This window comes from Streptomyces triticirhizae (assembly GCF_003696235.1).
Taxonomy (GTDB): Bacteria; Actinomycetota; Actinomycetes; order Streptomycetales; family Streptomycetaceae; genus Streptomyces; species Streptomyces triticirhizae.
In genome coordinates this window covers 1-21,621 of record NZ_RFFJ01000105.1, presented here as the reverse complement: position 1 = coordinate 21,621, position 21,621 = coordinate 1, and the positions used below count along the sequence as shown (strand labels likewise).

The window sequence follows — 21,621 nt, the reverse complement described above, 5'->3', positions numbered from 1 at the left end:
CGGCGGCGGGCGCCAGCGGGCGGGCCGCGTCGCCGCGCGGGTCCTCGCCCCCGACGCCGTGGTGGCCGAGGCCGTGGTGGCCGGCGGCCGAGGCGTCCTCGGCCAGCGCGGTCGCGACATCGGTCAGGTGCATGGGGCCGTAGCCGCCGGAGACGCTGGCCGCGCCGGCGTGGCCGTCCCAGCGGGACTGGAGGTAGGCCACGCCGAGCAGCACGCTCTCCGGCACGCCGTACTCGTCGGCGGCCTCGTCGAACGCGCGCTGGAGCGCGTCCCGGTCGGTGCCGGCGGCCGCCGGCGGCGCGGTGGCGCCGACGGCGAGCAGCGGCAGGGACAGGGCGAGGGCGACCGCCGCCTGGCCCGCCCGCCGGGCGAGCGGCGAACGACGCTGGCGGGAACGGGACAACGCTGGCCTCCGGGGCGGGAGTTGTGGGCGGGATACCGTCGTCGATGCCATGCACATGCTGTTACCCACGGCCGGGCCCGGCGAAGCCGCCGGGCGGGCCGGGGCCGAGCCCGCAGCCGGGTTGCCGTGGTGTCAACGCGGCGCGCCCCGAGCTGAGGGAGGATCACCCACTCGTTCGGCGGACGGTGGCTGGACTTCGTCTCCGGGCGATCCCAGGGTGTCGGTATGAACGTAGCGCGCCTGCCCATAGCCATCGCCGCCGTCGTGGCGGCGCTGTTCGTCACGGCGCCCCCGGCGGTGGCGGCCGATCCCTGGGCGCAGGGCACGGTGAGCACCGTGGGCAAGATCATCTGGGAGACGGGGGACGGCCGCCTCGGGCTCTGCTCGGGCGCGGTGGTGGACGCGCCCAACGGCAGCGTGGTGGCCACGGCGGCGCACTGCGTCAGCGCGCGGGAGAGCCCGAGGACTCCGGGGGATGTCTACTTCGTTCCCGCCTACGACCACGGGCGGGACAGCTACCGCGAGAACGGCTGGCGGGTGGCCGCGTTCCACCTGCCCGATGGATGGGACCCGTTCGGCGAGACCGGGGCGATCCTGCCGCACGACTACGCCTTTCTGGCGCTGGAGCCGAAGGACGGCGTCACCGTCCAACAGGCTTCAGGCGCCAACGAGTTGGCGTTCGAGCCGGTGCGGGAGAGCGGCGAGGTCGCGGTGCTGGGCTACCCGGCGGCCGACCCGTACGACGGGGAGTCGCTGCGGTACTGCGCGGGCGAGACCGATGTGCTGGACGAGAGCGAGGCGGAGCCGGTCAACCTCGGCGGGCTGCTGCTGGACGGCTGCGACCTGACCGCCGGCTCCAGCGGCGGGCCCTGGCTCCAGGACTACGACCCGGCGGCCGAGGCGGGGACGGTGGTAGCGGTGATGTCCGTGGGCAGCGGCGAGGGCCAGGTCGTCGGCCGCCCCTTCCCCGAGGCGGCCCGCCCCCTCTTCGAGGCGGCGGGTGCTCTCACCGGCGGCGGGCCGGCCGACGCGGCTGCCTCCGACGGCGGACCGGCGAATGCGGGGGCCTCCGGCGGCGGACCGGCCGACGCGGGCTGAGGGAACTGGCCCAGCCGGCATGACACTTGTGTACAGTTCTGTGCATGATGACGTACTCCATCGTTCAGGCCCGTGCTCGACTAGGCGCTATCGCGCGCGAGGTCAGCGCCACCCGCGAGCCGGTCGCCATCACCGATCACGGACAGACCGTCGCCGTACTGGTCAGCCCTGCCGACGCTGTGGAGCTTGACGAACTGCGGGCTCTGGCTGCCTACCGGGAGCGCCAGGCTCATGGCGAGAACGCGGGGGTCCCGCACGAGGAGGCCTTCCGTCGGATCTTCGGCGAGGATGAGTGAGCTACGAGGTCATCTGGGAGCCGGAGGCTCTCGCCCAAGCGGAACGGTTCGCCAAGGACGACCCTCATGGGGTGCGGCAGGTGTTCAGCGCTGTGGACCGCCTTGGTGGGGATCCACGGCCGAGGGGCGCGTTCGGTAGCTCGGATCTCCTTCGCACCCATGTAGGGATCTACCGGGTGATGTACGAGGTGAAGGAACGGCGGGTCCTGGTGACCGTGATTCATCTCGGCCGCCTGCGCTGAGGGCCGGCCCCTGTCAGAGCAGGTGGCTGGTGTCCAGGTCGAAGGCGAACGGGGGCGGGAGGGGGACCGGCTTGCCGTAGGTGAAGGAGAAGACGGCCTCGTAGTCCCGGCGGGCGGGCTCGCTGTGCAGGGTGACGGTCTGCTCCTCGCGGTCGATCAGCAGGTAGAGGGGAATGCCGCCGAGGGCGTAGCAGCGCCGCTTGGCCTCCCGGTCCAGCTCGGGCCGGGAACCGGTGATCTCGGCGACGAGAGCGACGCCGTCCGGCTCCATCCAGGACGGCGCGGCGTCGAAGAGGGCGAGGTCGTAGGGCGCGAAGGTCGCGTCGGGGATGACGTGGTCGCGCAGCCGCCGGCCGTCGCCGGGCAGCGCGAGGCCCTTGTTCCCCGCGACATCCATCTCGACGGCAGAGTGTATTCAGCACCTGACGCACCAGCCTGCTGAAGTTCGCCTCGTGGGCACCGACCGGGGGCGGGGTCACGACGATCTCCCCTTCGACAAGTTCGGCGTGGAAGCCCTCGGGCGTCTCAAGCGCCAGAAAGCCCTCCAGGAGGGAGTCGTCCTCGATCGGCATGGGTTGCTCATGCGCCATGGCCGTCATGGTGCACCTCCGAGTTCTCGGTGGCCAGTCTCGTCGGCGGACGGGCGCCGCCGTCGCGGGATGCCCGTCGTTCACCTGAACGAACGGGGATGTGTGCGGGACGTTGACCGGGGACGCTTGGCGCGTAGCTCCTTGAGTGGACTAGACTCAACTTATCGCACGTAGCATCTGGCAGGCCGTGGGGATCGGAGGAGTACCGCGAAGTGAACGCCGAGTTGACGAACAGGAGTCGGGACGCCATCAGCGTGGCGAGTCAGCGCGCGCTCACCGACGGGCACCCGGACATCACCCCCGAGCATCTGCTGTTGGCGCTGCTCACCGGGCGGGACAACGAGAACGTCCAGGATCTGCTGGCCGCCGTCGAGGCCGACCAGGCCGCGCTGCGGGCCGGGGCCGAGCGGCTGCTCGGGCAGCTGCCCCGGGTGCGGGGCGCCTCCGTCGCCCGGCCGCAGCCCAACCGGGAGCTGCTCGCCGTGCTCGCCGACGCCCAGCAGCGGGCCGGCCGGCTGGGGGACACCTTCGTCTCCACCGAGCACCTGCTGATCGGGCTGGCCGCCCGGGGCGGGCAGGCCGGCGCGCTGCTCGGCGAGCAGGGCGCGAGCGACCGTCGCCTTGAGGAGGCGTTCCAGAAGGCGCGCGGCGAGCGGCGGGTCACCTCGGCCGACCCCGAGGGGACGTACAAGGCGCTGGAGAAGTTCGGCACCGACCTCACCGAGGCCGCGCGGGAGGGCCGGCTCGACCCGGTGATCGGGCGGGACCACGAGATCCGCCGCGTGGTGCAGGTGCTCTCCCGCCGCACCAAGAACAACCCGGTGCTGATCGGCGAGCCCGGCGTCGGCAAGACCGCCGTGGTCGAGGGCCTGGCGCAGCGGATCATCAAGGGCGACGTGCCGGAGTCGCTGCGGGACAAGCGGCTGGTCTCGCTCGACCTGGGCGCCATGGTGGCGGGCGCCAAGTACCGGGGCGAGTTCGAGGAGCGGCTGAAGTCCGTGCTCGGCGAGATCAGGTCGAGCGACGGGCAGATCATCACGTTCATCGACGAGCTGCACACCGTGGTCGGCGCGGGCGCCGGCGCGGACTCCGCGATGGACGCGGGGAACATGCTCAAGCCGATGCTGGCCAGGGGCGAACTGCGGATGGTCGGCGCGACCACGCTGGACGAGTACCGGGAGCGGATCGAGAAGGACGCCGCGCTGGAGCGCCGCTTCCAGCAGGTGCTGGTCGCCGAGCCCGACGTGGAGGACTCGATCGCCATCCTGCGCGGGCTCAAGGGCCGCTACGAGGCGCACCACAAGGTGCAGATCGCGGACGGCGCGCTGGTGGCCGCCGCCACCCTCTCCGACCGGTACATCACCTCGCGCTTCCTGCCGGACAAGGCGATCGACCTGGTGGACGAGGCGGCGTCCCGGCTGCGGATGGAGATCGACTCCTCGCCGGTGGAGATCGACGAGTTGCAGCGGGCCGTGGACCGGCTGCGGATGGAGGAGCTGGCGCTGGCCAACGAGTCGGACGTCGGCTCGCGGGAGCGGCTGGCCAGGCTGCGCGCCGAACTGGCGGACCGCGAGGAGGAGCTGCGCGGCCTGACCGCCCGCTGGGAGAAGGAGAAGCAGGGCCTGAACCGGGTCGGCGAGCTGAAGGAGCGGCTGGACGAGACCAGGGGCGTGGCCGAACGGGCCCAGCGGGAGGGCGACTTCGAGGCCGCCTCCAAGCTGCTCTACGGCGAGATCCCGGCGTTGGAGCGGGAGTTGGCCGCCGCATCGGAGGCCGAGGAGGAGGCCAAGAAGGACACCATGGTCAAGGAGGAGGTCGGCCCCGACGAGATCGCCGACGTGGTCTCCGCCTGGACGGGCATCCCGGCCGGCCGGCTGCTGGAGGGCGAGACCGAGAAGCTGCTGCGGATGGAGGAGGAGCTGGGCCGCCGGCTGATCGGGCAGACGGAGGCGGTCCGCGCGGTCTCCGACGCGGTGCGCCGGGCGCGGGCCGGGGTGGCCGACCCGGACCGGCCGACGGGTTCGTTCCTCTTCCTCGGCCCGACGGGCGTCGGCAAGACGGAGCTGGCGAAGGCGCTGGCCGACTTCCTCTTCGACGACGAGCGGGCCATGGTCCGCGTCGACATGAGCGAGTACGGCGAGAAGCACTCGGTGGCCCGGCTGGTGGGCGCGCCGCCCGGCTATGTCGGGTACGAGGAGGGCGGCCAGCTGACCGAGGCGGTGCGCCGCCGCCCGTACACGGTGGTGCTGCTGGACGAGGTGGAGAAGGCGCACCCGGAGGTGTTCGACACGCTGCTCCAGGTGTTGGACGACGGCCGGTTGACGGACGGGCAGGGCCGCACGGTCGACTTCCGCAACACGCTGCTGATCCTCACCTCCAATCTGGGCAGCCAGCATCTGACGGACCCCCTCGCCAAGCCGGAGCAGCAGCGCGAGGAGGTGCTGGCGGCGGTGCGGGCCGCGTTCCGGCCGGAGTTCCTCAACCGGCTGGACGACCTGGTGGTCTTCCAGGCGCTGGGCGGCGCCGAGTTGAGCCGGATCGCGCGGCTCCAGGTCGACGCGCTGCAACGGCGGCTGGCCGACCGGCGGCTCACCCTGGACGTCACCGAGCTGGCGCTGGAGTGGCTGGCGCTCCAGGGCCACGACCCGGCGTATGGCGCGCGGCCGCTGCGGCGGCTGGTGCAGACGGCGATCGGCGACCGGCTGGCGCGGAAGATCCTCTCCGGTGAGGTGCGGGACGGCTCCACGGTCCGGGTGGACGCGGCCCTCGACGGCGATCTGACCGTCGAGCCGGTGGAGCCGGCCGAGGCGACCGAGTCCGCCGGGCCGGACGACGAACGCCCCGTCGCGTCGGACGCCGCCTGACGCGCGGCGCGCGCGGCGCCCCGCGCCCCCGGGCACGCGCCCGGGGGCGCGGATCTTGGGCGGACATGCCCCCTTCCTGCTGGTTGCCCGCCGGGGGCGGTGGTGGGAGAGGATGGGGAGTCCGCTAATCCGTACGAAGGGACCCCCCGTGTCCGTTGACCCGTCCGCCATCCCGAACTTCGGAGGGCGGCCCGAGAAGCCCGAGCAGCAGAGCGGCCAGGGACAGCAGCAAGGCCAGCAAGGTCAGCAGAGGGCGACCAAGCCGACCGGCCCGATCATGCCCAACCAGGACCTGCTCAAGCAGCTGCTCGACCGGATGCAGCTGAAGTACGTGGTGGACAAGCAGGGCGACCTGGTGGCGCCCTGGAAGCAGTACCGCACGTACTTCATGTTCCGGGGCGAGGAGAAGCAGCGCGTGCTCTCGATGCGCACCTTCTACGCCAGGCCGCACTCACTCGACGACAAGCCCCGGCTGCTGGAGAGCGTCGACGAGTGGAACCACACCACGCTGTGGCCCAAGGTCTACACCCACACCAACGACGACGGCACCGTGCGGCTCGTCGGCGACGTGCACATGCTGCTGGGCGCCGGGGTCGCGTTCGACCACTTCGTGGCGAGCGTGGTCAGTTGGGTGCGCGCCGGCATGGAGTTCGACCGGTGGCTGGTCGAACGCCTCGGCCTGGCCAAGGACGTGGAGAACGCCGACGAGGGCGGGGCGGCCGGTGAGAACGGCGAGGCCGCGCCCGGGGACCCGGCGTGATCGTCGCGTTCTCGGTGACCCCGATCGGCGCCGGTGAGGACGTCGGCGAGGAGGTCGCCGAGGCGGTGCGGGTGGTGCGCGACAGCGGGCTGCCGTACCGCACCGACGCCATGTTCACCTCGCTCGAAGGAGAGTGGGACGAGGTGATGGCGGTGGTCAGGGACGCGGTGGCCGCCGTCGAGGCCAGGGCCGGGCGGGTCAGCCTGGTGCTCAAGGCCGACATCCGGCGGGGCGTCACCGACGGCCTGACGGCGAAGGCGCGCCGCGTCGAGGAGCTGCTCGCCGAGGAGTGACCCGCGCGCGAGCGGCCGCACGGGCGGGCGCCCGGCCGAAGTGAACAACGGCCGGCGCCCGCCCGGCCGTTCAGCCCGTCGCCTCCGAGCCCGCCTTGTCCGACGGCGCGGCCTTCTCCGACGGCGCGGCCTTCTCCAACGCCGCCGCCACGCCCGGCACCGGGGCGTCAACGGCCGCCACGCCCGGGCCGACCTCCTCCGCGAAGTGGCAGGCCACCGGGTGGCCGGTGCCCCGGTCGCGCAGCTCCGGCTCCTCCGTCGCGCAGATGTCCCGCGCCTTCCAGCAGCGGGTGCGGAACCGGCAGCCGCTCGGCGGGTCCAGCGGGCTGGGCACGTCGCCCGTCAGCACCGTGCGCCGCCGCTGCCGCTCCCGCCTCGGGTCGGCCAGCGGCGCGGCCGACAGCAACGCCTGGGTGTAGGGGTGCGAGGGGCGCTCGTACACCTCGTCCCTGGTGCCGGTCTCCACGACCTTGCCCAGGTACATCACCGCCACCCGGTCCGAGATGTGGCGCACCACGGACAGGTCGTGGGCGATGAACACATAGGCCACGCCCAGCCGTTCCTGGAGGTCCTCCAGCAGGTTGACCACCCCGGCCTGGACCGACACGTCCAGCGCCGAGACCGGCTCGTCCAGCACCAGCAGCTTCGGCTGGAGCGCCAGCGCCCGCGCGATGCCGATGCGCTGCCGCTGCCCGCCGGAGAACTCGTGCGGGTAGCGGTTGCCGTGCTCCGGGCTGAGCCCGACCAGCTCCAGCAGCTCCGCCACCCTGGCCCGGCCGCCCTTCCGCCACAGCCCCTGCACCTTCAGCGGCTCGGCGACGATGTCGTTCACCGGCAGCCTCGGGTTGAGCGAGGCGTACGGGTCCTGGAAGACCATGCCGGCCTTGCGCTGCACCGGGCGCAGCTCGCCCGCCTTCAGCCCGGTGATCTCCTGCCCGTCGAAGCGGACCGAGCCCGAGGTCGGCCGGATCAGCTGGAGCACGGCCCGGCCCGTGGTGGACTTGCCGCAGCCGGACTCGCCGACCACGCCCAGCGTCTCGCCCTCGTCCACGGTGAACGACACCCCGCTCACCGCCTGGACCTGGCCCACCGTCCGGCGCACCAGACCCCCGCCGCGCACCGGGAAGTTGACCACCAGGTCCCGCACCCGCAGCAGCTCCTCGGCGCCACCCCTCTCCCGGCTCTTGGTCAGGTCCGTCGTCGCGGTCATCGCCCCTCCTCCGGGGTGCGGAAGAACGCCGTGGCGTCCTCGGCCTCGGCCAGTCGCTCGCTGTGGTGGCAGGCGGCCCGGTGTCCCTCGCCGACCTCGGCGAGTTCGGGTTCGTCGGTGCGGCAGACCTCGGTGGTCAGCGGGCAGCGCGGCGAGAACGGGCAGCCGGCGGGGAGCCGGATCAGCGAGGGCGGGCTGCCGGCGATCGGCCGCAGCCGCTCGTCACGCTCCCCGTCCAGCGCCGGGATCGAGCCCAACAGCCCGGCCGTGTACGGCATTCGGGGTTCGTAGAAGACGTCGTCGGTTGCGGCGACCTCGACCGGCTTGCCGGCGTACATCACCAGCGTGCGGTGGGCCATGCCGGCGATCACGCCCAGGTCGTGGGTGATCATCAGGATCGCGGCGTTGACCGTGTCCTTGACCTCCAGGAGCTTCTCCAGGATCTGCGCCTGAACGGTCACGTCCAGCGCGGTGGTCGGCTCGTCGGCGATGATCACGTCGGGGTTGTTGATGATGGCCATCGCGATCATCACCCGCTGCCGCATCCCGCCGGAGAACTCGTGCGGGTAGGCCCGCAGCCGCCGTTCCGCCTGCGGGATGCCGACCAGGTTCAGCATCTCGGCCGCCCGGGCCAACGCCTTGCGGCGCGGCACCAGATGGTGCGCCAGCACCGCCTCGGCCAGCTGGTCGCCGACGCTGCGCACCGGGTTGAGCGAGGTCATCGGGTCCTGGAAGATCATCGCGATCTTCCGCCCGCGCAGCGCCCGTTGCTCCTTCGGCCGCAGCGTCAGCAGCTCCTGACCCCGGTAGCGGATCGAGCCGCGCACCCGGGCCGACTTGGGCAGCAGGCCCATGATGGCCATCGAGGAGACCGACTTGCCGGAGCCGGACTCGCCGACGATGCCCAGCACCTCGCGGGCCCGCAGGGTGTAGCTCAGGCCGCGCACCGCCTGGACGGCGCCGTCGTCGGTGGGGAACTCGACCGTCAGGTTCTCGACGGTGAGGATCTCCTCGTCCGACGGCGGCCTGGCGTCGGCCAACGTGTGGGCGGCGTGGACCTCTTCGGCCGCCTCCGTGACCGCCGCCTCGACGGGCGGCGTGGGGGCCTTCGGTGTGTTGATGGGAGGAGTCAGGGACATCAGTCACGCACCCGGGTCTGTCGGGGGTCGAAGGCGTCGCGCAGCCCGTCGCCGATGAAGTTCACCGACAGGGCGATGGCGATGATGAACGCGCCGGGCCAGTAGAACAGCCAGGGCCGCACGCTCAACGCCGTGCGGTAGTCGGTGATCAGCCGCCCCAGCGAGGTGTCCGGCGGGCGCACGCCCAGGTTGAGGAAGGACAGCGCCGACTCGGTCAGCACCGCCGTGGCGATGGTCAGCGTCGCCGAGACGATGATGATGCCGACCGTGTTCGGCAGGATGTGCTTGAAGATGATCCGCCGGGCCGAGGTGCCCACCGAACGGGCCGCCTCCACATACTCCTTCTCGCGCAGCGACAGCACCTCGCCGCGCACCAGCCGGGCGATCTGCGTCCACATGCACAGGCCGAGGAAGAACGCGAAGAGCACCACGCCCCTGCCGGCCACGATCACCCCGATCAGGCCCGCCAGCAGCAGCGTCGGAACGGCGATCACCACGTCGGTGATCCGCATCAGCACCGACTCGGTCCAGCCCCTGAAGTAGCCGGCGAGCGCGCCGACCACGGTCCCGACCAGCGTCGCGACCACGCCGACGATCACCGCGATCAGCAGCGACACCTGGGCGCCGCGCATGGTGAGGGCGAAGTAGTCGCGCCCCACGTTGTCCTGGCCGAACGGGTGCTCGCCCAGGTGCACCCCGCCGCCGCCGAGGAAGCCCGGCAGCACCGACAGGGTGGGCCGGCCCTCGCCGACGACCGAGCCCGTGGTGGTGGGGTCCTTGTCCCACCAGCCGGGTATGGGGCCGGCGCCGATGCTGGTGACCGCGAGGATCACCACCAGGCCGAACAGCACCATGCCGGCCAGCGCGCCCCGGTGCCGGAAGAACCGGCGGCGCACCAACTGGCTCTGGGAACGGGCGACCACGCTCATGCCGTGGGCCGCGTTCAGCTCGTTCTCGGGAGCCCCGCTCTCCGCGTTTCGCGTCATGGGTCGATCTCCTTTACGACAACCGGATGCGAGGGTCGAGGAAGGCGTAGACGATGTCGGCGACCATGTTGAAGACCACGATCGCGCCGCCGGCCACCAGGAAGAACGCCATGATCGGCATGGGGTCGCCCTGCTCGATGCCCTGGAACAGCAGGGAGCCCATCGCCGACCAGCCGAAGACCTCCTCGGTCAGCACCGCGCCGCCGACGATGGTGCCGATGTCGTAGGCGACCAGCGTGGTGATCGGGATCAGACCGTTGCGCAGCACGTGCCGGGTGACCACGGCCCGCTCGCTCAGGCCCTTGGCGCGGCCGGTGCGGACGTAGTCCTGGTTCATGACCTCCAACATGCTGGCGCGGGTGTAACGCGTGTAGCTCGCCAGCGAGATGAGGACCAGGGCCAGCGTCGGCAGCGCCAGGTGGCCCACCGAGTCCAGGCCCGACTCCCAGAACGTTCCCGAGTAGTTGGGCGTCTCGGCGCCGATCGTGGAGATCGGCCGGCCGCCCACCGACTCGCTGTAGTCGGCGAACGACTGGAGCATCCGGTCGGTGAAGATCACCGCGCCGGTGAAGACGCCGGTGAGGATCGACGCGGGAACGGCCGTCCTCCGGTACAGCTCGCCGCCCAGGAACCAGCCGACGGCGCCGCTGATCGCCACGGTGAGCAGCGCGAGGCCCACCACGGTCAGCAGTTCGGGGTCCTCCAGCACCGGGCCGAGCGCCAGCGCGGCGACCACCCCGATGCCGGCGGTGACCAGCGCCGCCTTCAACGGCGGCTGCCACTCCAGGCCGGTGACCAGGGTGGTGAACCCCAGCGCCCCGCCGACGGCGGACAGCGCGATGACGATCGGTCCGAGACCCGGGTCGGCGAACCACTCGGTGGCGGAGAGCACCAGCAGCAGCACCGCCATCGCCGCCGTCGCCGAGCCGAACGCCGTCAGCCGGCTGCGCCGGTCGCCAACGACCAGCGAGCCGCAGGCCAGGCCGACGATCAACGAGATGCCGCCGACGAAGAGCGGCGAGATGGTCGGATCGGCCAGCCAGTCGTTGAAGTCCAGGGCGAGGAACTGCTTGAGCAGGGTGCCGACCCAGAACATCGGCAGCGAGAAACAGACGAAGGCGACGAAGGTGACGGTCTGGTCCAGCGCCGTGTACTGCCGCAGCGCCGATATGACGCCGACGGCGATGCCGATGACGATGGCCAACACGGTCGCGCCGGTGATCAGTTGGAGGGTCGCGGTGAACGCGCCCTCCAGGGCCGCGCTGACGCTCTGGCCCTGCCGGTCGACGCCCAGGTCGCCGGTGACGACGTCGGCCAGCCAGTTGAAGTAGCGGACGAGGACCGGGTCGTCCAGGCCCATGCGCTCGGATATCTCGGCCATCGCCGCCTCGCGGGCGCCGTCCGGCAACTGTCTGGCGTCGGCCAGCGGATCACGGATGCGGGTCGACAGGAAGAAGACCACGACCGTGGAGGCGAGGAAGACCCAGATCGAGACGAAGAGCCGCCGCGCGATGAAGACGAGCATGGCGCTGACTCCTGAGGTTCACGAGGTGAGTTCTGCGGGGGGTGGGGAGCGGGCCGGGGGCGCGACGGGCGTCCCCGGATACGGGACGCGGGGCCGGGAAGACTCAGTTCCCGGCCCCGCACCCGTTCAACACAGCGCCGCGCGGGCGCCGTTGACGTGCCGGGTGTCAGCGCGGCGCGCGCGCCGACACCCGTCATCTCGCGTCAGCTCTTGCTCCACGTGTGGGCGTTCCAGACGATGCCGTTCTGGGACGGGTTGGAGACCACGTTCTCCACCTGGCTGTTCCAGGCGGTGATGCCCGGGTGCTGGTAGAGCGGGATGGTGACCAGGTCCTCCCAGAGGTGCGCCTCGATCTGGGCGGTCAGGTCGACCGCCTCCGCGAGGTCCGAGGTGCGCAGCACCTGGTCCAGCAGCTCGTCCAGCTCCTCGTTGCCGTAGCAGCCGTTGTTGTTGCCCTTGCCGTCCGGGCTGCACTCGGCCACCGTGCGGTAGGTGGAGTTCCAGCCGGAGCGGTCCGGCGAGCCCGACCAGGCGAACATCGCGACGTCGAAGCGGCCCTCGGAGAGCGCCCCGGTGGTGTCGAAGAAGTCGGCGGCGGGCTGGAAGTCCACCTCGAAGCCGGCCTCGTTGCAGGAACTCTGGATCAGCAGACCCGCGTCGTTGCGGCGCTGGTTGTCCAGGGTGCCCAGGACGATCTCGGTGCCGACCGCGTTCTCCTGCTCCAGGATCTGGCGGGAACGCTCGATGTCGGTGGTGCCGTAACTCTCGATCCACTCGGCCGAGGCGTCCACGGCCTCCTGGTAACCCTCGTCCCAGGGCGCCACGTTGCGGACCTGCTTGACGGTCGCGTCCGGGACCACCGGCTTGATCAGGTTGTCCACCAGCGTCTCGTAGGGCACGCAGAGCGCGAACGCCTCGCGCAGCGCGTGCGAGTCGGCGAACGGGCCGTTGTTGAAGTTGAAGTCCAGGTGCTCGTAGACGTACTCCTCGCCCACCACGGACTCGATGCCGCTGGCGGCCTCGATCTGCTGGGCCATGTCCACCGTGGGCTGCGGCTCGATGATGTCGGCGTCGCCGTTCTGGAGCGCCTGCACCTGCTCGGGCTCGGCGATCATCCGGATGATGATGGTGTCGGCGGCACCGGGCTCGCCCCAGTAGTCCTCGTTCCGGGACAGCGTCACATACTGGTCGGCCGCGTAGTCGGTGATCTTGTACGGGCCCGAGGAGGGGATCAGCGACTCGTCGGGCAGCGCGCCGTCGATCAGCCAGCCGTTGTTGAAGAACTCGGCGGCCGGCTCGAGAGGCGCCGGGTCGTCGGCCTGGAGGGCGGCCAGGAACTCCTCCGGGGTGAACCCGGCCTGCTCGGCCACGACATGGGCCGGCAGGAACACCACATTGCCGTGGCCGGGGCCGGCGGTGAGCCAGTCGGCGTAGGGCTGGTCGTAGACGAGCGTGAACGACTTGTCGCCGTCGGCGCACTCCGGCATCGCGGTGTCCTCGATGCCGACGGTGCCGGGCGAGGAGAACATGCTGTCCCACCGACCGCTCTTCGCGGTCCACCACAGGAGCACGTCGTCGCAGTCGATCGGGGTGCCGTCCGACCAGACCGCGTTCTCATCGATGGTGTAGTCGATGGTCAGCGGGTCCTCGGAGGTCATCTCGAACGTACCGAACTCCTCGTTCGGTATGGGCTGACCGTCCTCGTTGCCGAAGCGCCAGAAGCCGGACAGCACCTGCTCCATCACCTGGCCGTTGGCGGCCGAGTTGGCGCCGGCCGTGGTGCCGTTGTAGCTGTCCCAGGGCTGGGCCATCGCGTAGGTGACCGTGCCGCCGCTCCCCCCGGCGTTCGACTCCTCGTTGCTCTCTTCGCCGTCGTCGCTACATGCGGAGAGGACGAGAGCCCCTCCCAACATGGCCGCGACGAGCCTCGACGTTCTGCCGAATCGCGTCATCTCTGGCCTTCCGCGCGTGAATGGCTTCGGGTGAAGTTGTCGAGAGCCTCCTCACTGATGGAGGTCCTAACAAGTGCGTCACCGTGACCGTTGTGCAGCCGAGATGTGAAGAACGCCGCGCCGTGACCGACGAGTCGGCGCATTCGGCGGCACACGGGGGCGATTCGCCCCGGTCTCCGCGCGTTGACCACCCCCGGGTGTCCGCTATCCGGACAGTCGATTAGTGGACACCTGACCTACCCTGTCCCCCGGCGGGGGAAATTTGCCGGAGTTGGGTAAAACGCCTGTGGGCGTGGGGAGTTCCGTGGTTCGGTGGATTCGTTGCTCTTGGGAGGGTCGGGCGCACCACCCTCAACTGCGTGTCATGCGGGGGCGGTTCCATGCTGACGACCATCAACACCACCTTCACCGACACCCGGGCGGGCGACCTTACCTGGTCGCTGGAGCGTGGGCCACTGCCCGCGCTCGCCACCCTCGACCTGCGACTGGCCGACAACTCCGTCCAGTTGCGCGTCCTCGGCGCGTCACACCAGGTGCTGCTCAACGGCAGCAGGGGCGGCTGCGCCGAGACGGTGGCCTGCCTGGCCGGCGACAACTCCCCGCTGCCGCTGGGGGTCTCGCGCCGACTCGGGGCCTACGACTACGAGTTCGCCGCCCATGTGGAGACGCTCAGCGCCGGCTCGTTCGCCGGACGCGCCCAGGAGCTGCTCGCGCTGGTGGCCGAACACCCCCACGGGCTCGCCGCGTTGTTCCCCGGCGACCCCAACGCGTTCACCGCGCTGCTCGCCCAGCGGCAGGGCGGGCAGGTCCACTGGCGCACCTGGCACTCCTATCCCCAGGAGCGGCGACTGGTGGCCACCAGGACCCGCGTCGTGGGCGCGCTGCGCGCCGTGGAGACGGCGGGGAAGTCCACTCCTGTGGGTGACAGGGCGAGTTCGAGGTGTGACGTAACGTTCGGTTCATGATCGAGACGTCCGAAGCCGAGCGCGCGGGCGGCCCCTCCTCCACCGCCGCGCTGCCGGTGCCTCCGGGGGTGGGGCGGGCCCTCGTGCTGGCCGCGGTCTTCGTCTGCGCGGCCTGTGGACTCGTCTACGAACTGGAGTTGATCGCCCTCGCCGACTACCTGGTGGGGGACACGGTCACCCTCACCTCCCTCGTGCTCTCCTCGATGGTCTTCGCGATGGGCATCGGCTCGCTGGGCGCCAAGCGGCTGCGCGCCCGCGCCTCCGTCAACTTCGCGCTGATCGAGGCCCTGTTGGCGCTCGTCGGCGGCTGCTCGGCGACGGTGCTGCACCTGTGCTTCCTGTGGATGGGCGAGGTGCGGCCGGCGCTGATCGCGTTCTCGCTGACCATCGGGCTGCTGATCGGCGCGGAGATGCCGCTGCTGATGACCCTGATCCAACGCATCAGACGGCAGGACGCCGGGCGGGCGGTCGCCGACCTGTCGGCCGCCGACTACGTGGGGGCGCTGCTGGGCGGCCTCGCCTTCCCCTTTCTCCTGTTGCCGCTCCTCGGCCACCTCAACGCGGCGCTGCTGACCGGCGTCGTCAACGCGCTGGCCGGCGGCGCCGTCGTGCTCTGGCTCTTCCGTGGCGACCTCAGCCGGCCGACGCTCGCGCGGCTGACGCTGGTGGTGCTGGGCGTCACGGCGGTGCTCCTGGCCTGCACGCTCACGGTGGACTCGCTGGGCGAACGGGCCGAACGGCTGCTGCGCCAACGGACGGCGGAGGACCGGGTGGCGACGTTCTCCTGCGCCCCCTCGGCGGCGCGCGGTGCGTTTGGCCCGACCAGTAACATATGCGCCGATCAGTGGGTAGGCTCCGCGCCATGGAGCACGAGGTCTACCTCCCTTACGCCCCCGCTGTCGTCCTGAGCGCCTTCGCCGAGCCCCGGCGGGTGGCGCGCTGTGTGCCGGGGCTCCAGCCGGCCCAGCCGGGGACGCCGGCCGACCGGGACGCCGGGCCTGACGCGCTGCGCGGCCGGCTGCGGCTGCGGGTGGGCTCCTCCAGCATCACGTACCGGGGGTCGCTGGCGCTGGCCCCGACGGAGGGCGCGGGCTGCCAGGTGCGGGTCGAGGGCGAGGAGGCGCGGGGATCGGGCACGGTCAACCTGCTGCTGACGGTCACTCCGCGTCCGGTCGACGGGGGCGCGGCCTGCGCGCTCGCCATCGACGGCCGGCTGACGGCCACCGGGCGGCTGGCCGAACTCACCGACGAGCAACGGGAGTCGACGGGGCGACGGCTGCTGGATCGTTTCGCTGCCGCGCTGGCCGACGAGCTGTCACAGGAGGCGACGCCGATGCCGCCCTCGGGCGGCATCGGCGAGCCGGACGACAACGAGCGGGCGATCCCGGGCATCCCGACGGCGTCGCCGACGCCGCCGACGCCGCCTGGCGGCGGCAGCGCCTCGGGAGCGGCCGGGGTGCCGAGGGGGCGTTCGGCGGAGGAGCCGACGGGGCCGACCGCCTCCGGCGGGGGTGCTTCGGGCGGGTCGGCCGCCGGTGGTGGTGCGCAGGACGGCGAGGACTGGTCTGGCGGTGTGGGGGATGGTGCGGGCGGTGGCGGCTCCACCTCCGGCGGGGGTGAGTCCGGGAGTGTGGGTTCGGCCTCCGGCGAGGGTGTCTCCGACGATGGTGCGGTGAACGGCGGGGGCTCGTCGGGGAGTTCGGGGGCGGCTTCCGAGGGCGACGGTGCGGTGTCGCAGGGCGCTGGGTCCGCCTCCGGGGGCTCGGTGAACGGTGCCGGCGCGGCGGCCGGCGCCGCCTCCGACGGTTCGGCCGGTGATCGGGACGCGGTCGGCGAGGAGGACGATGCCGGTGGAGCCACCTCCCGTGACGAGAAGGCCGGCCCGGGCGACGCTTCGGGGTCTGGCCCGGCCGGCCAGGCCCCCGTGGAGCCGGCGGCCTCCGAGCCTGCGGCGGAGCCGGGCTCGGTCGGGGGCAGGGCCGCCGGGCGGGGCGAGGCCACCCCGTCGGCGTTGAACCCCGAACGTTCCGAACCCTCCTCGCTGCCCGCGCCCGAGGCCGACCACGCCCGGCGCACGATGATCGGCAGGAGCGCGGAGGAGGTCGATCACGCCCCGCCGCGCGGGCGTTACGCCCCCGAGCCGGCGCCCGAGGAGGGCGGACGCTCCGGCGCGTTGCTCCGTTGGGCCGCGCCGGCGGCCGCGCTCGCTGTGGCCTCGGCGGTGGCGCTGCGCCGCGTTCTCCGGCGTCGCTGACGCCGGGGCAGCCCGGCCGGGCTGCCCCGGCGGCCCGGCCGTCGCTCCCCAAGCCCGCGGCAGCGCAACGCGCTGTCCAGCATGAGGTCACCATTAGTCATTTCATACATCAGATCGTTATCGTCGAGGGGTGACCATCGATGACAGGGAACGTGGAATTCGACTCCGCGCCGGCGATGCCGAGTTGGTCGTCCGTCCCGACCAGGGGGCGCGGCTCTCGTCGCTGACGGTCGGCGGGTTGCAACTGCTGCGCCAGGGCGAGCGCTTCGGCTCCTTTGTGATGGCGCCCTGGTGCGGTCGCACGCGGCGGGGCAGGTTTCGCAACGGGGCCGTCGAGCACCAGCTTCCGGTGGACGCCGGTGAGCACGCCATCCACGGCACGGTGCGCCGCCGGGCGTGGACGACCGCGCGGGCGGACGAGCGGTCCGTCGCCCTGTACTGCGATCTGATCGAGCCCTGGCCCTACCCGGGCCGGGTCACCCAGCTGGTGGAGCTGGCCGAGGACGGCGGTTCCGTCACCCTCACCCTGGGGGTGGAGACCGCCGGCAACTCCTTTCCGGCGCAGGCCGGTTGGCACCCCTGGTTTCTGCGGCAGCTCACCGAGGGCGGCAGGCCGGTGGAGATCGACTTCGCCGCCGAGTGGCAGGAGGAGAGGGGCGAGGACCATCTCCCGACCGGCCACCGGGTCGCGCCCAAGCCGGGGCCCTGGGACGACTGCTTCGGGATGCCGGACGGCGTCGAGGTCCGGCTGAACTGGCCGGAGCAGCTGGCGTTGACCGTCACCAGCCGCGCGGAGTGGGCGGTGGTCTACGACGAGCTGCCGGAGGCGGTCTGCGTGGAGCCGCAGTCCGGGCCGCCCAACGGCCTCAACACGCATCCCCGGCTGGTCACCGAGTTGGAGCCGCTGGAGGTCTCCACCCGGTGGGAGTGGCGGCTGGCATAAAGTCGGGGCCATGAGTGCGCGTGCACAGCTTCTTCAGCAGATCAAGGACAAGGCCGTCGTCCACGGCCGGGTGATCCTCTCCTCGGGGCAGGAGAGCGACCGGTACCTCGATCTGCGGCGGGTCGCCCTGGACGGCGAGGCGGGCCCGTTGGTCGGCCAGACGATGCTGGACCTCACGAGCGAGCTGGACTACGACGCCGTGGGCGGGCTGACCCTGGGCGCCGACCCGGTGGCCGCCGCGATGCTGCACGCGGCGGCGGCGAGGGGCGAGCGGCTGGACGCCTTCGTGGTGCGGAAGGCCGGCAAGGCCCACGGCCTTCAGCGGCGGATCGAGGGCCCGGACGTCACCGGCCGGCGGGTGCTGGCCGTGGAGGACACCTCGACCACCGGCAACTCCGTGCTCACCGCCGTCGAGGCGCTCCGCGAGGCCGGGGCCGAGGTGGTCGCGGTGGCGGTGGTCGTGGAGCGCGGCGCCAGGCCGGCGGTCGAGGCGGCCGGGCTGCCCTACCACGCGGCGTTCGACCTGGCCGATCTCGGGCTGGACTGAGCTGCGGAGACTACACAGCGTCATGGTTTCACGTGAAACCGAGGCAGGCCGTCACGGCCGCCTGCCGCCGTCTGGGAGGATGGGCCCGACGATGACGCCCGGGACGCCAACGAAGACGTTCCCTGATGACGAGTAGCAGCCCATCGCACACTCAAGGAGCGGACAGATGCCCATCGCGACCCCCGAGGTCTACAACGAGATGCTGGACCGGGCGAAGGCCGGCAAGTTCGCCTACCCGGCCATCAACGTGACCTCGACGCAGACCCTGCACGCCGCGCTGCGGGGCTTCGCCGAGGCGGAGAGCGACGGCATCGTCCAGATCTCCACCGGTGGCGCCGAGTTCCTCGGCGGCCAGTACAACAAGGACATGGTCACCGGCGCCCGCGCGCTGGCCGAGTTCGCGCACGTGGTCGCCGAGAAGTACCCGGTCAACGTGGCGCTGCACACCGACCACTGTCCCAAGGACAAGCTGGACGGCTATGTCCGCCCGCTGCTGGCGATCTCCAAGGAGCGCGTGGACCGGGGCCTCAACCCGCTGTTCCAGTCGCACATGTGGGACGGCTCCGCCGAGACCCTCAAGGACAACCTGGAGATCGCCGCCGAGCTGCTGGCCCAGGCCGCCGCCGCCAAGATCGTGCTGGAGGTGGAGATCACCCCCACCGGCGGCGAGGAGGACGGCGTCTCCCACGAGATCAACGACGAGCTGTACACCACCGTTGACGACGCGCTCCGCACCGCCGAGGCGCTGGGCACCGGCGAGCGCGGCCGCTATCTGCTGGCCGCCTCCTTCGGCAATGTGCACGGCGTCTACAAGCCGGGCAACGTGGTGCTGCGCCCCGAGTTGCTCAGCGACCTCCAGCGGGGCGTCGCCGAGGTGACCGGCAAGCAGGACCCGTTCGACTTCGTCTTCCACGGCGGCTCCGGCTCCACCAACGAGGAGATCGCCACCGCGCTGGAGAACGGCGTGGTGAAGATGAACCTGGACACCGACACCCAGTACGCCTTCACCCGGCCCATCGTCGACCACGTCTTCCGCAACTACGACGGCGTGCTCAAGGTCGACGGCGAGGTCGGCAACAAGAAGACCTACGACCCGCGCAGTTGGGGCAAGTCCGCCGAGGGCGGCATGGCCGAGCGGGTCACCCGGGCCTGCGCCGACCTGCGGTCCACCGGCACCAAGCTGAAGTAGGCACGCGCCGGCGACGACGGCCGCGCCCGGACGCGTCTGGGCGCGGCCCTGGCAGGAAGGCAGACTGGAGCCATGGTCACGCACGAGAATCTGCTCGGGGGACCGCCCCCGACCCATCTGCCCGACGACCCCGAGCCCCGCGAGCTGCTGGCTTCCGGCACGGCGCCGGCCGAGGTGGCGGCCAAGTACCCCACCTCCTCGCTCGCCTGGGCGCAGCTCGCCGACGACGCCTTCGCCGAGGGCCGGGTCATCGAGTCCTACGCCTACGCCAGGACCGGCTACCACCGGGGCCTGGACGCGTTGCGCCGCAACGGCTGGCGCGGGCACGGCCCGGTGCCGTTCGAGCACGAGCCCAACCGGGGCTTCCTGCGCGCCCTGCACGCCCTGGCCCGGGCCGCCGGCGCCATCGGCGAGCAGGAGGAGTACGAGCGCTGCACGCAGTTCCTCCGGGACTCCTCGCCGACGGCGGCGGACACGCTCTCCTGACCCATCCCGGGCGAGGCGCCCTGAACGCGGGGCGCCTCCGCCGGTGTTGACCGGCCCGGCCGTTCGCCGCGCCAAGCATCGAGATCGCCGACGGAGTGCCGCCAGCATGAACAGACCCGTGCCCCCCGCGAACTCCGAAGCCGCCGCGCGGCTGGCCCGGCGCGCCGAGGCGCTCGACGCGGCCGACCCGCTGCGCCGGGTCCGGGACCGCTTCGTGCTCGACGAGGCCGTCTATCTGGACGGCAACTCGCTGGGCGCGCTGCCCCGTTCGGTTCCCGGCCGGGTGGCGGATGTGGTCGCCGAGGAGTGGGGGCGGCTGCGGATCAGGTCCTGGACCGAGTCCGGCTGGGACACCGCGCCCGAACGGATCGGCGACCGGCTGGCGCCGCTGCTGGGCGCGGCGCCCGGCCAGGTGGTGGTCGGCGACTCCACCAGCGTCAACCTTTTCAAGCTGCTGGTGGGCGCGGTGCGGCTGGCCGGCGACGGGCGGGACGAGATCCTGCTGGACGCCGACACCTTCCCCACCGACCGCTATGTCGCCGAGTCCGCCGCCCGGATGACGGGCCGCCGGCTGCGGGCGCTGCCGCCGGCCGGGATCGCGGCCGAGGCCGGCGCGCACACGGCCGTCGCGCTGGTCAACCACGTCGACTACCGCAGCGGGGAGTTGCGCGACCTGCCGGCGCTGACGGCGGCGCTGCACGAGGCGGGCGCGCTGGCGCTGTGGGACCTGTGCCACAGCGCGGGCGCGCTGCCCGTCGACCTCGACCGGCACGCCGTCGACCTCGCCGTGGGCTGCGGCTACAAGTACCTCAACGGTGGCCCGGGCGCGCCCGCCTTCGCCTATGTGCGGGCCGATCACCTGTCGCGCTTCGACAGCCCGCTGCCCGGCTGGTGGGGACACCGGGACCCGTTCGCCATGAGCGCCGACTACGCGCCGCACGCCGGCGCGCGGCGGCTGCGGGTCGGCACGCCCGACATCCTGTCGATGCTGGCGCTGGAGGCCGCGCTCGACGCCTTCGACGGCGTGGAGGTGGCGGTGGTCCGCGCCAAGAGCCTGGCGTTGACGGACTTCTTCCTGGAGTGCGTGGGCGAGCTGGTGCCCGAGGGGGCGGCCGCGCCGTTGACCCCGGCCGAGCACGCCCGGCGCGGCAGCCAGGTCTCGCTGCGCTGCCCGGACGCGGCCGGGCTGCTGGGCCGGCTGGTCGCGCGCGGCGTGGTGGCCGACCACCGGCCGCCCGACGTGCTGCGGTTCGGCTTCGCGCCGCTCTACACCGGCTTCGCCGAGGCGGCACGGGCCGCCGCGACCCTGGGGGAGCTGCTCGCGGAGCGCCCCACGGGACCCGCGGGAAACGGCGGCCGGTGAGCGGCACCGCCGGGGCGCCGGAACGCGGCCCGGACGCGGCCGAGTTGGCCGCGCTGCTGGCGCCCTTCGCCCCGGCCCCGCCGGAGCGGACGGTGCGCTATGGCGAGCACCCGGCGCAGCTGGTGGACCTGCACGGGCCTGAGGAGCCGGCGGTGGTGCTGCTGCACGGCGGGTTCTGGCGGGAGGCGTTCGACCGCCGCCATCTGACGCCGTTCGCGCGGGCGTTGGTGGCGCGCGGGGTGTCGGTCGCGCTGCCCGAGTACCGCAGGGTCGGCGGGGGCGGGGGCTGGCCGGCGACCGGGCGCGATGTGCGGGCCGGGCTCGACGCGCTGCCGGGGGAACGTCCCGTGGTGCTGGTCGGCCACTCGGCGGGCGGGCAGCTGGCGCTGTGGGCGGCCGACCATCCCCGGGTGCGCGCGGTGTTCGGGGTGGCGGCGGTCAGCGATCTGGGCCGCGCGCTCGCGCTCGACCTGGGCCGGGGCGCCGTCCGCGCGCTGCTCGGCGGCGCGGCCGGGG

19 protein-coding genes and 3 pseudogenes are annotated in these 21,621 nt (G+C 72.4%); 15 read left to right on the top strand and 7 right to left on the bottom strand.

The genetic code is table 11. The features are described 5' to 3' along the window. Positions 1–454: pseudogene (locus EBN88_RS18330) on the bottom strand (hypothetical protein); the annotation flags it as partial. A gap of 174 nt (positions 455–628) precedes the next feature. Here EBN88_RS18330 and EBN88_RS18325 point away from each other — a divergent pair. Genes EBN88_RS18325 through EBN88_RS18315 form a run of 3 tightly spaced genes read left to right on the top strand, consistent with a single transcriptional unit; the run spans position 629 to position 2,039 of the window. After that, positions 629–1,501, top strand: coding sequence for a trypsin-like serine peptidase (locus EBN88_RS18325; RefSeq protein ID WP_122184978.1), 873 nt, complete (start codon positions 629–631; stop codon positions 1,499–1,501). Positions 1,502–1,545: 44 nt separating this feature from the next. Then, positions 1,546–1,797 carry a type II toxin-antitoxin system Phd/YefM family antitoxin gene (locus EBN88_RS18320; RefSeq protein WP_233580772.1) on the top strand — a complete coding sequence of 84 codons (252 nt, stop codon included), beginning with the start codon at positions 1,546–1,548 and terminating at the stop codon, positions 1,795–1,797. Next, positions 1,794–2,039, top strand: a complete 246-nt coding sequence (locus tag EBN88_RS18315) for a type II toxin-antitoxin system RelE family toxin (RefSeq protein WP_122184977.1) — start codon at positions 1,794–1,796, stop codon at positions 2,037–2,039. The genes EBN88_RS18320 and EBN88_RS18315 overlap by 4 nt, the downstream gene beginning before the upstream one ends. Positions 2,040–2,052: 13 nt before the next feature. Here the strand turns inward: EBN88_RS18315 and EBN88_RS18310 are convergent. Further along, positions 2,053–2,638 (bottom strand): annotated as a pseudogene (locus EBN88_RS18310) (Uma2 family endonuclease). 203 nt (positions 2,639–2,841) lie between these two features. Between EBN88_RS18310 and clpB the strand changes: the two are divergent. From clpB to EBN88_RS18295, 3 genes are all read left to right on the top strand, one after another. Next, on the top strand, positions 2,842–5,493 hold the full coding sequence (gene clpB, locus EBN88_RS18305; protein ID WP_122184976.1) for an ATP-dependent chaperone ClpB: 2,652 nt from the start codon (positions 2,842–2,844) through the stop codon (positions 5,491–5,493). Between the two features lie 148 nt (positions 5,494–5,641). After that, on the top strand, positions 5,642–6,253 hold the full coding sequence (locus EBN88_RS18300) for a YbjN domain-containing protein (RefSeq protein WP_122184975.1): 612 nt from the start codon (positions 5,642–5,644) through the stop codon (positions 6,251–6,253). After that, on the top strand, positions 6,250–6,546 hold the full coding sequence (locus tag EBN88_RS18295; protein WP_122184974.1) for an MTH1187 family thiamine-binding protein: 297 nt from the start codon (positions 6,250–6,252) through the stop codon (positions 6,544–6,546). Before EBN88_RS18300 ends, EBN88_RS18295 begins: the two co-directional genes overlap by 4 nt. Before the next feature lie 70 nt (positions 6,547–6,616). Here EBN88_RS18295 and EBN88_RS18290 read toward each other — a convergent pair whose 3' ends face one another. The 5 genes from EBN88_RS18290 to EBN88_RS18270 form a co-directional block, all read right to left on the bottom strand. Beyond that, positions 6,617–7,756, bottom strand: a complete 1,140-nt coding sequence (locus tag EBN88_RS18290; protein ID WP_122184973.1) for an ABC transporter ATP-binding protein — start codon at positions 7,754–7,756, stop codon at positions 6,617–6,619. Continuing rightward, entirely contained in the window at positions 7,753–8,895 is a 1,143-nt protein-coding gene (locus EBN88_RS18285) for an ABC transporter ATP-binding protein (RefSeq protein ID WP_122184972.1), read from the bottom strand. The genes EBN88_RS18290 and EBN88_RS18285 overlap by 4 nt, the downstream gene beginning before the upstream one ends. Further along, positions 8,895–9,881 (bottom strand): ABC transporter permease, encoded by a 987-nt coding sequence (locus tag EBN88_RS18280; RefSeq protein WP_122184971.1) that lies wholly within the window; start codon positions 9,879–9,881, stop codon positions 8,895–8,897. The genes EBN88_RS18285 and EBN88_RS18280 overlap by 1 nt, the downstream gene beginning before the upstream one ends. Positions 9,882–9,894: 13 nt before the next feature. Next, the gene (locus tag EBN88_RS18275) at positions 9,895–11,406 is read right to left on the bottom strand and encodes an ABC transporter permease (RefSeq protein WP_122184970.1); all 1,512 of its coding nucleotides are present in this window, start codon (positions 11,404–11,406) and stop codon (positions 9,895–9,897) included. A 203-nt stretch (positions 11,407–11,609) separates the two neighbouring features. After that, positions 11,610–13,319: an ABC transporter family substrate-binding protein gene (locus EBN88_RS18270; protein WP_233580771.1), complete on the bottom strand. Its 1,710-nt coding sequence runs from the start codon at positions 13,317–13,319 to the stop codon at positions 11,610–11,612. 419 nt (positions 13,320–13,738) lie between these two features. Here EBN88_RS18270 and EBN88_RS18265 point away from each other — a divergent pair, with 419 nt between their 5' ends. From EBN88_RS18265 to EBN88_RS18225, 9 genes and pseudogenes are all read left to right on the top strand, one after another. Next, the gene (locus EBN88_RS18265) at positions 13,739–14,323 is read left to right on the top strand and encodes a DUF2617 family protein (protein ID WP_122184968.1); all 585 of its coding nucleotides are present in this window, start codon (positions 13,739–13,741) and stop codon (positions 14,321–14,323) included. Continuing rightward, positions 14,320–15,063: pseudogene (locus tag EBN88_RS18260) on the top strand (spermidine synthase); the annotation flags it as partial. The gene EBN88_RS18265 and the pseudogene EBN88_RS18260, both read left to right, overlap by 4 nt. Before the next feature lie 122 nt (positions 15,064–15,185). Then, positions 15,186–16,577: an SRPBCC domain-containing protein gene (locus EBN88_RS18255; RefSeq protein ID WP_158621422.1), complete on the top strand. Its 1,392-nt coding sequence runs from the start codon at positions 15,186–15,188 to the stop codon at positions 16,575–16,577. A gap of 130 nt (positions 16,578–16,707) precedes the next feature. Then, a complete protein-coding gene (locus tag EBN88_RS18250; protein WP_233580770.1) occupies positions 16,708–17,520 on the top strand; it encodes an aldose epimerase family protein in 813 nt (270 codons plus the stop codon). Positions 17,521–17,530: 10 nt separating this feature from the next. Further along, positions 17,531–18,067, top strand: a complete 537-nt coding sequence (gene pyrE / locus EBN88_RS18245) for an orotate phosphoribosyltransferase (protein WP_122184966.1) — start codon at positions 17,531–17,533, stop codon at positions 18,065–18,067. Positions 18,068–18,233: 166 nt separating this feature from the next. Continuing rightward, positions 18,234–19,256: a class II fructose-bisphosphate aldolase gene (fbaA, locus tag EBN88_RS18240; RefSeq protein WP_122184965.1), complete on the top strand. Its 1,023-nt coding sequence runs from the start codon at positions 18,234–18,236 to the stop codon at positions 19,254–19,256. A 72-nt stretch (positions 19,257–19,328) separates the two neighbouring features. Beyond that, positions 19,329–19,742 (top strand): DUF3151 domain-containing protein, encoded by a 414-nt coding sequence (locus EBN88_RS18235; protein ID WP_122184964.1) that lies wholly within the window; start codon positions 19,329–19,331, stop codon positions 19,740–19,742. Between the two features lie 106 nt (positions 19,743–19,848). Then, positions 19,849–21,105: a kynureninase gene (gene kynU, locus EBN88_RS18230; protein ID WP_122184963.1), complete on the top strand. Its 1,257-nt coding sequence runs from the start codon at positions 19,849–19,851 to the stop codon at positions 21,103–21,105. Next, positions 21,102–21,621: alpha/beta hydrolase (locus EBN88_RS18225; RefSeq protein ID WP_122184962.1), on the top strand; the 520-nt coding region annotated here is incomplete at its 3' end. The genes kynU and EBN88_RS18225, both read left to right, overlap by 4 nt.